General features: G+C 70.5%; 13 protein-coding genes. 1 reads left to right on the top strand and 12 read right to left on the bottom strand.

Annotation, left to right across the window (positions count from 1 at the left end):
* Positions 1-39: 39 nt before the first annotated feature.
* The 12 genes from ABT186_RS12860 to ABT186_RS12805 all read right to left on the bottom strand — a co-directional run bounded on the left by ABT186_RS12860 (position 40) and on the right by ABT186_RS12805 (position 12031).
* Positions 40-1176, bottom strand: coding sequence for a polyprenyl synthetase family protein (locus tag ABT186_RS12860; RefSeq protein ID WP_351224670.1), 1137 nt, complete (start codon positions 1174-1176; stop codon positions 40-42).
* Positions 1173-2618, bottom strand: a complete 1446-nt coding sequence (gene hpnE, locus ABT186_RS12855) for a hydroxysqualene dehydroxylase HpnE (RefSeq protein ID WP_351924990.1) — start codon at positions 2616-2618, stop codon at positions 1173-1175. The genes ABT186_RS12860 and hpnE overlap by 4 nt, the downstream gene beginning before the upstream one ends.
* Positions 2615-2755, bottom strand: coding sequence for a DUF6380 family protein (locus ABT186_RS12850; RefSeq protein WP_351924988.1), 141 nt, complete (start codon positions 2753-2755; stop codon positions 2615-2617). Before ABT186_RS12850 ends, hpnE begins: the two co-directional genes overlap by 4 nt.
* Positions 2755-3705, bottom strand: a complete 951-nt coding sequence (gene hpnD, locus ABT186_RS12845) for a presqualene diphosphate synthase HpnD (protein WP_351924986.1) — start codon at positions 3703-3705, stop codon at positions 2755-2757. The genes ABT186_RS12850 and hpnD overlap by 1 nt, the downstream gene beginning before the upstream one ends.
* Positions 3702-4604, bottom strand: a complete 903-nt coding sequence (gene hpnC, locus ABT186_RS12840; protein WP_351924984.1) for a squalene synthase HpnC — start codon at positions 4602-4604, stop codon at positions 3702-3704. The genes hpnD and hpnC overlap by 4 nt, the downstream gene beginning before the upstream one ends.
* Positions 4605-4963: 359 nt before the next feature.
* Positions 4964-5752, bottom strand: coding sequence for an ABC transporter ATP-binding protein (locus tag ABT186_RS12835; protein ID WP_351224680.1), 789 nt, complete (start codon positions 5750-5752; stop codon positions 4964-4966).
* Complete coding sequence (locus ABT186_RS12830; RefSeq protein ID WP_351924982.1) at positions 5745-6674, bottom strand: ABC transporter permease; 930 nt, start codon at positions 6672-6674, stop codon at positions 5745-5747. Before ABT186_RS12830 ends, ABT186_RS12835 begins: the two co-directional genes overlap by 8 nt.
* 109 nt (positions 6675-6783) lie before the next feature.
* Entirely contained in the window at positions 6784-7656 is an 873-nt protein-coding gene (locus ABT186_RS12825; RefSeq protein ID WP_351224746.1) for a glycosyltransferase family 2 protein, read from the bottom strand.
* Between the two features lie 8 nt (positions 7657-7664).
* Positions 7665-8444, bottom strand: coding sequence for a CDP-alcohol phosphatidyltransferase family protein (locus ABT186_RS12820; RefSeq protein ID WP_351224684.1), 780 nt, complete (start codon positions 8442-8444; stop codon positions 7665-7667).
* A complete protein-coding gene (locus ABT186_RS12815) occupies positions 8422-9483 on the bottom strand; it encodes an iron-containing alcohol dehydrogenase family protein (protein ID WP_351224686.1) in 1062 nt (353 codons plus the stop codon). The genes ABT186_RS12820 and ABT186_RS12815 overlap by 23 nt, the downstream gene beginning before the upstream one ends.
* Positions 9471-10223, bottom strand: a complete 753-nt coding sequence (locus tag ABT186_RS12810) for a phosphocholine cytidylyltransferase family protein (RefSeq protein ID WP_351924980.1) — start codon at positions 10221-10223, stop codon at positions 9471-9473. The genes ABT186_RS12815 and ABT186_RS12810 overlap by 13 nt, the downstream gene beginning before the upstream one ends.
* Positions 10220-12031: a DUF5941 domain-containing protein gene (locus ABT186_RS12805; RefSeq protein WP_351925101.1), complete on the bottom strand. Its 1812-nt coding sequence runs from the start codon at positions 12029-12031 to the stop codon at positions 10220-10222. Before ABT186_RS12805 ends, ABT186_RS12810 begins: the two co-directional genes overlap by 4 nt.
* 342 nt (positions 12032-12373) lie before the next feature.
* Here ABT186_RS12805 and galE point away from each other — a divergent pair.
* Positions 12374-13260: UDP-glucose 4-epimerase GalE (galE, locus tag ABT186_RS12800; protein ID WP_351924978.1), on the top strand; the 887-nt coding region annotated here is incomplete at its 3' end.

Here is a 13260-nt window from a genome sequence, read left to right as displayed (position 1 = left end):
CGGCCGGCGACTACGCGAGGTGTATGCGACCGATAGTGATCATCTCTTCCGTACCACGACGAAGTCGGCGAGTGCCGTGAACCGGTCCCGCACCTCCTTGGGCATCTGGACCGAGTCGAGTGCTTCGATGGCGACCGCGTGCTGGCGGCGCGCCTCCTGGGCGGTCCACTCGCGGCCGCCCGCCTCCTCGATGAGCGCGGCGCGCGCGGCGAACTCCTCCTCGGAGAAGTTCGCGAAGTCGCTGCTCTTGGCGTCCTCGGCGAGCATCTCGCCGAGCCGCTCGGAGGCGGGTCCGCCCGCCGCCAGCGCGGCCACGACCGGCAGGGACTTCTTGCGCTGGCGCAGATCACTCCAGGTCTGCTTGCCGGTGGCCTCCGGGTCGCCCCAGATGCCGAGGAGGTCGTCGATGGCCTGGAAGGCGAGGCCGAGGTGGTAGCCGTACTTCTCCAGGGTGTCGGCGGTGCTGTCGTCGGCGCCGCCGAGGACCGCACCGATGGAGGAGGCGCAGGCGAGGAGGGCGCCGGTCTTGTTGCCCTCCATCTCCAGGCACTCGGCGACGCTGACGCGGTCGCGGTGTTCATAGGAGATGTCCTGCGCCTGACCGTCGATCAGGGCGCGGGTGGCGGTGGTCAGCCGGCGGGTGGCGCGGCCGGCCTCGACGGTGCCGAGCTCCAGCAGGATCTCGTTGGCCAGGGCGAACAGGGCGTCGCCGACGAGGATGGCCTGCGCGGGACCGTGCACCTTCCACACGGTGTCGCGGTGACGGCGCTGCTCGTCGCCGTCCATCAGGTCGTCGTGCAGCAGCGAGAAGTTGTGCACCAGCTCGACCGCGACCGCCCCCGGCACGCCCACCTCGGGGGCCCGGCCCGCGGCTTCGGCGGAGAGCAGGGCGAGGGCCGGGCGCACGGCCTTGCCGCCGTCACCGTCCGCGGGGTTGCCCTCCGCGTCGATCCAGCCGAAGTGGTAGGCGGCGACGGTGTCCATGGGCGGCGCCAGACGGTCCACTGCCTCCCGCAGCACCGGGGTGGCCAGGGTCCGGCCGCGCTCCAGAAGCGCGGACACGTCCACCGCGGTCTCTCGAGCGGCCGTCTCGGCCGGGGGCACAGTGGGCACAGTCTCTCCTCTTGTTGCGATACCGGGGGTGCGGGGGCCTGTCCCGTGCAGATCGACGCTCATGCCGCCTCCTCGAAGAGGCCGGGGAGGTGCGCGCCGGACCGGCCGAGGGCGTCCAGCGCGGCGCCCGCCGCACTGACACCACTGCGGACCGCACTCTCCATGGTCGCGGGCCACCCGGTGGCGGTCCACGCTCCGGCCAGGCAGAGGCCGGGGGCCTTGGTGCGGGCGCCGGGCCGCAGCCGTCCGACGCCGGGGGTGGGGGCGAACGTCGCGGTGCGCTCCCGGGTCACGAAGAAGTCCTTCACCTCGGCGCGGCGGGTGGCGGGCAACAGGCGTTCCAGCTCCGGCAGATAGCGCTCGCGCAGCGCCGACACGGGCTCGTCGATCTCGTCCTGCGCGGCCGACTGTGACAAGGCGAGGTACTGGCCATCGCGCAGCCCGGAGGCCTCGGTGCGGTCGAAGACCCACTGCACCGGGGAGCCGAGCGCCGCGAAGAACGGCCTGCTCAGCACCTTGCGGTCGTAGACGACATGGATGTTGAGGATCGGAGCGGTGCCGATGTCGAGCAGCCGTTCGGGCGCGTCGAGGGCTCCGGCGGGCAGCAGATCGTGGGCCTCACGCTGCGGTACGGCCAGGACGACGGCGTCGGTCTCGATGGACTCCCCGGGAACCTGAACGCTCCAGCGCCCGTTGTTGTAAGGGGAGATGGAGGTGACGCGTGTACGGACCTCGGTACGGACGCCCGCGGAGTCGAGCGCCTTGCGGGCCAGCCGGTCGTGCAGTTCACCCAGCGGGACGCGCGCCCAGCCGATGTCGGCCGCGCCCGGGTCGGACAGCAGACCCGTCTTGAACACCATCGCGGCGAGCCCGAGCGAAGCGTCGCCGGCCACCGCGTTGAGGGTGGCGACCCCGACCAGGTCCCACAGTGCCTCGACGGCACGCGCCGACTGACCGTGCGCGGTCAGCCAGCTGCCGAAGTCCTCCGTGTCGAGCGCGGGGTCCGCGAGGTCGAGAGCTCGGAGCGCCAGGGCGGCGCGCCCTACTCTGGCGCGCTCGGCGAGCGAGAGATGGGGGTAGGTGGCCAGGCTGCGCCCGAGGTGCAGCGGTACGGGCAGTGCGTCGCGCCGTAGTCTGCCGAGCCGTCGTCCCGGTGTGCCGTTCGCGTCGAGAACGGGCACGTCGAGACGATCCTGCAGGGGTGCGAGCGCGGCCGCGTCGATGCGGTCGAGGAACCAGCGGTAGGCGGTGCAGCAGCGCAGATAGACGTGCTGACCGTTGTCCACGGTCAGGTCGCCGCGCTGGAAGGAGAAGGCGAGACCGCCCAGCCGCGGCCGCCCCTCCAGCAGGGTGACGCGCACCCCGGCGTCGGCGAGCGCGAGGGCGGCCGTGATCCCGGCGAGCCCCGCGCCGACCACCACTGCGGACGACCCGGAGGCGGACGGCGCCCCGGGGCGCCTCGAGGTGTCCGCGGCCGGGCCCTCCGACTGCGTGTCGTCGGTCATCGTGCTTCCTCCCCTGCCGGTCCGCCGTGGTGCTTGAACGATGCACGGCGGGTCGTCGCAGTCAGGGACGCCGCGCCGCACCGGAGGGTTGCCTGCCGCTTTTCGCCGGTGGAGTCACCTTGGAGCGGATTGTCCATCAGGCCCGCCTCCTGACGGTCCGTCGTGACACGTTCCGGGCGTCGAGACCCGACAGGCCGCGCACGGCGACGTACGCCTTCTCACGTCCGGGCAGCGAGACCCGGCCACGCAGCACGGCCTCCGGCTGGCGCTCGATGCGGTCGAGGAGACGGCGGTAGATGCCCGCCATGGCGGCGACACAGGCGCCGCTGCGCCGGTCGAGCATGGGCAGCAGCCGGTAGCCCTCGGCAAAAAGGGTGCGGGCCCGACGCACTTCGAAGTGCACGAGGCCCGCGAAGTCGGAGCCCTCGGGTGGGGTCGGTCCATGGAACCCGGCCGAGCAGCCGAACTTCGCGAGGTCGTCGGTCGGCAGATAGACGCGCCCGCCCTCGGCGTCCTCACGGACGTCCCGGAGGATGTTGGTGAGTTGCAGGGCCAGCCCGAGCGTGTCGGCATACTCCGGCGCGCGCTCGGCCCCACGCGCCCCCGGTTCCGTACCGAACACTCCGAGCGAGAGCCGTCCGATGGCCCCGGCGACACAGCGGCAGTAGACCTTCAGGTCGTCCCAGGTCTCGTAGGTCTCGCCGCGTACGTCCATGAGGACGCCGTCGATGAGTTCATCGAGGCCGCCGAGCGGAATCGGGAAGTGCCGGGCGGCATGCGTGAGGGCGACCGCGACCGGGTCGGTGTCGTCCTCGGCCACCTCTCCGTCGCGGATCCGGGCCAGCAGCGCCCGGGTCTCCTCGAGCCGTGACGCCTTGACGTCGGCGGCCAGCGCGCCGTCGCCGATGTCGTCGACACGCCTGGAGAACGCGTAGAGCGCCGACATCGCGCGGCGCTTGGGCGTCGGCAGGAGTCTGATGCCGTACGCGAAGTTACGGGCCTGCTGCCCCGTCACGGCCTCGCAGTAGCTGTACGCGGCGAGTACCGGCGGGGCCACGTGCTGTTCCGACTCCACGGTCCGGATCACCCCTCTCCTCGCAGAGTCACGCCCACCTCGCGCAGCAACCGGAGCTTGCCGGGCTTGGGCGGGCCGGGAAGTACGTCGAATTCGGCGGCGGCGATCGCATGGATCGCCGCCCTTCCTCCCGCCACGAAGCCCGCGAGCAACAGCCTCAGCCTGCCGTGGACGCTACCCACCAGGGGGGCGCCTTCATTCAGGAGATCGCGGGCGCGTTCCGCTTCGTACGCAACCAGTGCGCGCACCGATGCGCCTGCTGTGGTCGTGGCGAGATCCGTCTCCTGGACATGAAAGCGCTTCATGTCCTCGGCGGGCAGATAGATGCGGTCGCGGCCGAGGTCCTCGGCGACGTCCTGCAGGTGCTCGACGATCTGCAGCGCCGTGCAGATCGCGTCGGAGCGGCGGATGCGCTCGGGGGTGGAGGTGCCGGTGACGGCCAGGACCAGGCGGCCGACCGGATTGGCGGACAGTTCGCAGTACGCGAGGAGGTCGCCGTATGTCTCGTACCGCCTGACCAGCTGATCCTGGCGGTTGGCGGCGATCAGGCCCAGAAACGGCTCGGGGGTGAGGCCGACCCGCCGGACCGTGGGCTGGAGACGGCGGAGGAGGGGGTGACGCGGCGTCGAGTCGAAGACCCGGTGCAGATCCGCCTCGAAGGCGTCCAGGAGGACGAGACGGTCCTCGGCCCCTTCGGGCGACACGCCGAGGAGGCGGGCGTCGGCGCCACCGGGGGCCAGGTCACCGTCACCGATGTCGTCGACGAGCCGGGCGAAGCCGTAGACGGCCATCAGGTCGGCACGCCAGGCCCTGGGCAGGAAGAAGGGCGCCACGGGGAAGTTTTCGTCCGCAGCCTTGTCGAGGGTGCCGCGCTCCGGGTCGCCGGTGCACGCCGTCCCGGCTTCGGTCACCGCTCGCCGCCCGACGCGGAGACGGCACATGCCTCGCGGAGCTGGAGACTTTCCGTAGCCATTGCCGTCACATCTCCCGTTCTACACCGCCGACCCAATACATCCTATTTCGGACACGCCGCCCGAGCGTCCACGCAGCGCGACAGTGCGGGGGGTGTAGTGCATTATCGCCCCACTTGCCGCGAATCAGCACCGGTACAGCTTACGTTGTACAACGCAGCTAGCTTCGGCGGGGTGTCCTGCGCATCACAACAACACACCGATTGGCGTCAAGATTCCCAAGCCCAAACAGAGTTGGCGTTTCCTTTGCAGACGCAGGGCCCCACCGGAACGTTCCAGCGGGGCCCCGGGCGACGGGACTACTTGCCCGAGAACTTCTCGTATTCCTTGAGGACCTCTTCGGTCGGCCCGTCCATCCGCAGCTCGCCGCGCTCCAGCCACAGGACACGATCGCAGGTGTCACGGATCGACTTGTTGTTGTGACTGACCAGAAACACCGTGCCCGCGTGCTTGCGCAGCTCCCTGATGCGTTCCTCGGAGCGCTTCTGGAAGGCGCGGTCACCGGTGGCCAGGGCCTCGTCGATCATGAGGACGTCGTGGTCCTTGGCGGCCGCGATGGAGAAACGCAGCCGCGCCCCCATACCGGAGGAGTAGGTGCGCATCGGCAGTGTGATGAAGTCGCCCTTCTCGTTGATGCCGGAGAAGTCGACGATCTCCTGGTAGCGCTCCTTGATCTGCTCGCGGGACATCCCCATCGCGAGGCCGCCCAGGATGACGTTGCGCTCGCCCGTCAGGTCGTTCATCAGAGCCGCGTTGACACCGAGCAGCGAGGGCTGGCCGTCGGTGTAGACCCTGCCGCGCTCGGCGGGCAGCAGACCGGCGATCGCACGCAGCAGCGTGGACTTGCCGGAACCGTTCGAGCCGATCAGGCCGATGGCCTCGCCACGGTAGGCGACGAATGAGACGCCCCTGACCGCGTGCACCTTGCGCACGCCGCGCGCCGCCTCGTCGGAGCCTCGCCTCAGGATGCGGCTGAGGGCCGCGGTCGCGCTGCCCTTGCCGGTCTTGGCGCCGTTGACGCGGTAGACGATGTGCAGCTCGTCCGCGATGACGGTGGGGATCCTGGCCCCGGTGCTCTGCTCAGCCACGGCCGTACCGCTCCTCCGCCTTCCAGAAGTACACGAACCCGCCGACGAAGACGACGACGGCCCAGAACAGCGCGATGGCCCACACGTGCGGCGGGAGGTTCGCGGCGCCGTAGTTCTTGATGAGCGCGAAGCGCATGAGGTCCATGTAGACGGCCGCCGGGTTCACCTGCAACGCGCGGACGACCCATTCTGGGCGGCCGACGAGCATGTTGTGGATGGAGAACATGACGCCGGACATGTACATCCAGGTACGCAGGATGAAAGGCATCAGCTGGGCGAGGTCCGGGGTCTTCGCGCCCATCCGCGCCACGATCAGCGCGAGACCGGTGTTGAACAGGAACTGCAGCACCAGGATCGGAACGATCAGCACCCAGGACAGGCTCGGATAGCTGCCGAACCCCACCGCCACGGCGAACAGCACGATCATCGAGAAGAGCAGCTGCTGGAGCTGCTGCAGCGCGAACGAGATGGGCAGCGAGGCCCGTGGGAAGTGCAGGGCGCGCACCAGGCCCAGATTGCCGGAGATCGCCCGCACACCGGCCATGATCGAGCTCTGTGTGAAGGTGAAGACGAAGACACCCGTCACCAGGAACGGGATGTACGTCCCGTGCGACATGCCCCGGCTGGCCTTCAGGATCAGGCCGAAGATGAAGTAGTACACCAGCGCGTTCAGCAGCGGGGTGGCGACCTGCCATACCTGGCCCAGCTTGGCCTGGGCGTACTGGGCGGTGAGCTTCGCCTGCGAGAAGGCGAGGATGAAGTGACGCCGTCCCCACAGCTGGCGGACGTACTCGACGAGTCCGGGCCGGGCACCACTGACCGAGAGCCCGTATCTGGCGGCCAGTTCGGCCGCGGTCAGCCCGTCATCGGGCGACAGTCGGGCGCTCACCGCGACTCCGCCGCCATGCGTTGTCTCACTCACAGGTTGGCAAACTCTCCGTTTTCGGTATGCGCGGCCTGCCCGCGCACGGATGGGAGCCGGGATCCGGGTCCCACCCGCTTGGTTCCGATGGTTCCGACTATCGAGCTTGTCAGATGACCGGAGGCCGACCCAGTCGGGTCAGCCGCCACACCGTACGCCACTTCATGGGGCGCCGCGGGCCGCACGGAGTCGTCCAGCCTTCCCTGAACCCGCCGAACCACGCCCTCAGCGCGGGCCGCGAGGGGCGGCGCAGCAGCGTCAGAAGCATCCAGACGCCCAGGTAGACCGGGACGAGCAGGGCGGGCAGGTTGCGGCGGGCCAGCCAGACCCGGTTGCGGGCGACCATCCGGTGGTAGACCGCGTGCCGGGACGGGGCGGTCGTGGGGTGGTACAGCACCATGTCCGACCGGTAGTCGATCATCCAGCCCGCGTCCAGCGCCCGCCAGGCCAGGTCGGTCTCCTCATGGGCGTAGAAGAACTCGTCCGGAAGTCCTCCGACCTCGGCGAAGACCTTCGTACGCACGGCGTTGGCGCCGCCGAGGAAGGTGGTGACACGGGAGGAGCGCATCGGGTCGGAGGCGCGCAGCCGGGGCACGTGACGCCTCTGGGTCTCGCCGGTGTCCGGGTCGGCGATGCGGAAGCTGATGATCCCGAGCTCCGGGTCCGCCGCGAAGGCCTGGCGGCACAGCTCGGCGGTGTCGTGGTGGGCGAGGAGGCCGTCGTCGTCCAGGAAGAGGAGGACGTCCACCTCGGTGCCGCCGGGGCCGAAGGCCTCGATGCCGACGTTGCGGCCGCCGGGAATGCCGAGGTTCTCGGGCAGTTCGACCGTACGGACGCCGCCGGGGACGTCCGGGACGGGCGAGCCGTTGCCGACCACGACGACCTCGACGGGGTCGCCGTCCTGCTTGGTCACCGAGTCGATGAGGGCGCGCAGTTCGGCGGGGCGGTTGCCCATCGTGATGATGACGGCCCCGACCCTTATGGCGCCGCTCACTTCAGCCTGCTGGAGGCGAGGATCGACACGAGGTGCAGCACGGTCTGGAGGAGCGCGATACCGGCAAGCACGGCGACGCCGAGCCGCTCGTAGAACAGGTCGCCCCTGACCGTGTCCACGATCGCCAGGACCAGGATCAGGAGGGACGCCTCGATCCCGAGGATGAGGCGGTGGAACTTCAGCGCCGCGGCCGCCTTGCGGGCGAGCGCCATTCCGGACGAGCGCGGCTCGGCGGCCGACTCCTTGACCGGCGGCAGCCCGCCCTGGTGGCGGGCGACGCCGACCAGGTCGGTCTCGGCCTTGATCAGGATCGCGCCGAGGGCGGCGAGGGTGCCGAGGAAAGCCCACAGCCAGTCGATCCGGCCGGGTCCCCACAGGTCGGCGGCGCGCAGGCCGAAGCCCACGAGCACGGCGGCATCGGTCAGATAGGCGCCGACGCGGTCCAGATAGACCCCGGCGAGCGAGTACTGCTTCTTCCATCGCGCGATCTCGCCGTCGACGCAGTCCAGCAGAAGATACAGCTGGACGCACACCACGCCGAGCACGGCGCCCGGGATCCCCGGCACGAGGAGCGCCGGGGCCGCGAGCACGCCGAAGAGGGTCATCAGGTACGTGAGCTGGTTGGGCGTCACCCTGGTGTTGACCAGGTAGCGGTCGACCCGCAGGGACACCTCACGCATGTAGAGGCGTCCCATCCAGTGCTCACCGCTGCGACGGTCCTTCACCCCCGCGGGGTGGACGACCGGACGGAGTTCAGCTACCGATGGCCTTGACATAGTCGGCGTATGTGTCCTTGATCTGGTCGGTCTTCAGGTCGAGGTGTTCGAGGATCGTGTACCGGCCGGGCCGGGTCTGCGGGGCGAACTCCACGACCTGGACGAACTCGTCCACCGTGAATCCGATCTCCTCCGGCAGCACGGGCAGCCCGTGCCGGCGCAGCACCTGGGCCATGTAGGCCGACTCCTCGTGCGCCCCGCGCAGATACATCGCGAAGGCGGCGCCCAAGCCGCACTGCTCGCCGTGGGCGGCCGCGCGCTTGGGGAACAGCAGGTCGAAGGCGTGGTTGATCTCGTGGCATGCGCCGGAGGACGGACGGGAGTCGCCCGACACCGACATCGCGATGCCACTGAGGACCAGCGCCTCGGCCAGCACCTGGAGGAAGTCGTTGTCGCCGATGCCGCCGGGGTGGCGCAGCACGGCCTCTCCGGCCTGGCGGGCCATCGCCGCGGCGAGGCCGTCGATCTTCTCGCCGTTGACGCGGTTGGCCAGCTCCCAGTCCGCGATCGCGGAGATATTGGAGACGGCGTCGCCGATGCCGGCGCGCACGAAGCGCACGGGGGCCTCGCGGATGACGTCGAGGTCGATGACGACCGCGATCGGGTTCGGCACGCCGTACGAGCCGCGCCCGGCGTCGTTGTCGAGCGTCGCGACCGGCGAGCACAGACCGTCGTGCGCGAGGTTCGTGGGCACAGCTACCAGCGGCAGGCCGACGCGCGCCGCGGCGAACTTGGCACAGTCGATGATCTTGCCGCCGCCCAGCCCGACGAGCGCGTCGTAGTGGCCGGCCTTCATGTCCCCGGCCAGCCGGACCGCGTCGTCGAGGGTGCCGCCGCCGACCTCGTACCAGGTGGCGCCGGGCAGGCTGGGGGCGAGCCGCTCCCGCAGCCGGGCGCCCGAGCCGTCGCTGACCGCGACGGCCAGCTTGCCGGAGTGCGAAATACGCTCGTCCGCGAGCACGCCCGCCAGGTCGTCGAGAGCACCCGGGCGGATGTCGACGACGACCGGCGAGGGGATGAGCCTCGTCAGTAGCGGCACGCGATCTCCCGTCCCCGGGCCAGGTCGTCGTGGTTGTCGATCTCGACCCACTGCACGTCACCGATGGGCGCCACGTCGATCTTGAAGCCGCGGTTGACGAGCTCCTGGTACCCGTGCTCGTAGAACTGCTGCGGGTCGGTCTCCCACACCGTCTTCAGCGCATCGGCGAGATCCGCGGCGGCGTCGCCCTCGATGAGGGTGACGCCGATGTACTCGCCGGTCGCCTCGGACGGCTCCATGAGCTTGGTGATCTTCTGGACGCCCTTGTCGGGGTCCACGACGACCTTCATCTCCTCGTCGGCGAGGTTCTTCACCGTGTCGAGGGCGAGGATGATCTTCTTGCCGTCGCCGCGTGCGGCGAGCAGCGTCTTCTCGACGGAGACCGGGTGCACGGTGTCACCGTTGGCGAGGATCACGCCGTCGTTGAGGGCGTCACGGCCGCACCACAGGGAGTAGGCGTTGTTCCACTCCTCGGCCTTGTCGTTGTCGATGAGGGTGAGCTTGAGGCCGTACTTCTCCTCCAGGGCCGCCTTGCGGTCGTAGACGGCCTCCTTGCGGTAGCCCACGATGATCGCGACCTCGGTCAGGCCGATCTCGGCGAAGTTGCCGAGGGTCAGGTCGAGAACGGTGATGCTGTCCTCCATGCCCTCGGGCCCCACCGGCACCAAAGCCTTTGGCAGGGTGTCGGTGTAGGGGCGCAGACGCCGTCCGGCTCCGGCCGCCAGCACGAGGCCGATCATGCGGGTTCTCCTTCATCGTGTACGGCGGGCGCGCCACCCTTGTGGGCGGCCACCCAGAAGCGGATGCTCTCGACGAGCACCACAAGGGCCACGTATCCGGCGAGGGCCGTGAGCGCGACCTTGAACTGTGCTGCGGTGAGCAGCTCGGCCAGGATCGTGACCAGCAGCGTCCGGCCTTCGTGCCCCCCGATCGCGCGCACCAGCCAGGGCGGCGGCGCGCCGGCGTCGCCGCGGATGCGGTACACCGTGTCGTAGTGATGGTAGGCGACGGCCGCCACCAGCCCGAAAGCCGCAGGAAGTACTCCGTTCATCCCTGCTTTGGCCGCCAGCACCAAAACGGTGCAGTACTCGGCGGCCCGGAAGATGGGTGGGACCAGCCAGTCGAGGGCGCCCTTGAGGGGGCGCAGCACGGCTATGGCCGACATCAGCGCGTAGCCGACGGCGCAGAGGACGGTCTGCCAGCCGGCGCCCCACAGCAGGGCCGAGGCCAGGACGAGGACGCCGCCGGCAAGGGCGGTGTACGGCGCCGAGTAGCGGGAGGCGCCGCGGGCGGCACGCGTCAGCAGTTCGACGAGGGGGCCGCTGTCGGCGAGGTCGGCCAGGGCCTTGGCAGCGCGGTCGGTCCTGCGGGCCTTGCGCGTCAGCGACCGCAGCACACGGCCCGCGGTGGTGTAGGTCGCGGCGAAGGCGCAGCCGATGAGCAGTGCGTAGAAGGTGATGCGGGGGGTGGTGGCCGCCGTCAGGACGGCGATCATCGCCCAGCGTTCACCGATCGGCAGCACGATCATCCGGCGCACCCATACGGTCCAGCCGACGCTGTCGAGGCGGTCCGAGAGGGCCGCGGTGGGGCTGGTGTTGGCGGTTGCGTCGTGGTTCGCCTCGTTGAACGCGAAGTCGACGACGTGCCGGCAGGTCTGCAGGACCATCGCGCCGAGGGCGAGCGCCCATACGTCGTCACTGCCGCCGCCGCGGGCCGCTCCGAGGGCGAGGCCGGCGTAGTAGGCGTACTCCTTGACGCGGTCGAAGGTGGCGTCGAGCCAGGCGCCGAGCGTCGAGTACTGCAGGGAGTAGCGGGCGAGCTGGCCGTCGGTGCAGTCGAGGACGAAGGAGAGGATCAGGAGGATGCCCGCCGCGACGAAGCCGACGCGGGTGCCGGTGGCCGCGCAGCCCGCCGCGATGAGTGCGGTGAGCAGTGAGGCGGTGGTCACCTGGTTCGGGGTCAGGCCGCGGCGGGCGCACCAGCGGGCGATGTAGCGGGAGTACGGGCTGATGAAGTGCGTGGTGAAGAAGCCGTCGCGGGCCTTCACGGCGCTGCGCAGCCGCACGGCCTCGTCGTCGACGGCGGAGACGGCCTGACGGGCCTCGTTGCGGGTCTGGGGGTCGGTGGGGACGGCGGCGACCAGCATGCCGAGTTCGGGGCGGTGGACCTGGACGCCGTCGGCGTCGAGGGCCGCCGTGATGCGCTCGGCGAGGTTGTCGACCGCGACCGCCGCTCCCCCTCCGGCCGCGGAGCTCTCGCGGGCCAGGACACGGGTCAGCGCCTGTCGGGCGGCGGGCTGGGCGGTGACGGCGCCGGGCACCGCGGCAACCGGGAAGCGGGGGTCGGTGAGGCCCAGGCGCAGCGCGTGCAGATGTCCCACGAACCGGGCGTCGACGATCGCGACCCGCTGGTCCGGCGGCACGGCGGCGAGGAGTGTCTCGGCGTCACCGGCGTCGGTGGCGACCCGCACGTCGAAGCCGAGGGACCGCAGATCGCCCTCGAGCGACGATCCGGGGACCGGCTGTCCGGTGAGGATGGCGGTCGACAGACGAACTCACTCCCTGAGGCCCGACGCGTACGGGCGCCGGTCGTGTGTGTGGCGTGGGGCACCCGGGCAGGGGCCGGGCGGCATGTCGGCAGAGGCTATCGGATGCCTGGAAGCCGGTGTTCACCGGCCGTTCATGGGCTGATCAACCCGGTCTGCACGGCCACCGCCGCGATCATCATCGGGGATCGAAGGGGCACGCCACAAACCGTGGCCCCATACCCCGACATTCACGACATCACGGCCGTCCCACAGTCGGGCATCAACGGCATACCTGGCCATCAAGCGCCTTTTACACCTCTTCGACAGCACCGCCCTCATCGGACGGGCATAGGGTGAGGGCCCATGACATGGCTGATCACCGGCGGGGCCGGATACATCGGGGCACACGTGGCGCGGGCGATGGTCGCGGAAGGCGAGCGCGTTCTCGTCCTGGACGACCTCTCGGCCGGAGTGCCGGGGCGGCTCCCGGACAGCATCCCGCTGGTCCAGGGCTCCGCGCTGGACGGGGAGCTGCTGAAGCGGGTCCTCGCCGAGCACGCGGTGACCGGTGTGGTGCACCTGGCCGCGCGCAAGCAGGTCGGCGAGTCCGTGGCCCAGCCAACGCGCTACTACCAGGAGAACGTGGGCGGTCTGGCGACGCTGCTCGACGCGGTCGCGGGGGCGGGGATCAAGCGGTTCCTGTTCTCCTCGTCCGCGGCCGTGTACGGCAACCCGGATGTGGACCTCATCACGGAGGACACGCCCTGTGCCCCGATGAGCCCCTACGGCGAGACGAAGCTCGCGGGCGAGTGGCTGGTGCGGGCGGCGGGACGGGCGCACGGCATCGCGACCGTGTGTCTGCGCTACTTCAATGTGGCGGGCGCGGCCGAGCCGGAGCTGGCGGACACGGGCGTCTTCAACGTCGTGCCGATGGTCTTCGACCGGCTGACCCGCGGCGAGGCGCCGCGGATCTTCGGCGACGACTATCCGACACCGGACGGCACCTGTGTCCGCGACTACATCCATGTCGCCGACCTCGCCGACGCGCACCTCACGGCGGCCCGGCGGCTGGCCGGGGGCGCGACGGGTGACCTGACCGTCAACATCGGCCGCGGCGAGGGTGTCTCCGTCCGTGAGCTGGTCACCCTGATCGGTGAGGTGACCGGTGACGCCACACCCGCGGTCGTCGAGCCGCGGCGTCCCGGGGACGCTCCGCGGGCGGTCGCGTCGGCCGCGCTGGCCGAGCGGGC

It is taken from the genome of Streptomyces sp. NPDC001634 (genome assembly GCF_040298185.1).
Classification (GTDB): Bacteria; Actinomycetota; Actinomycetes; order Streptomycetales; family Streptomycetaceae; genus Streptomyces.
This window is presented reverse-complemented; position numbering and strand designations above follow the sequence as displayed.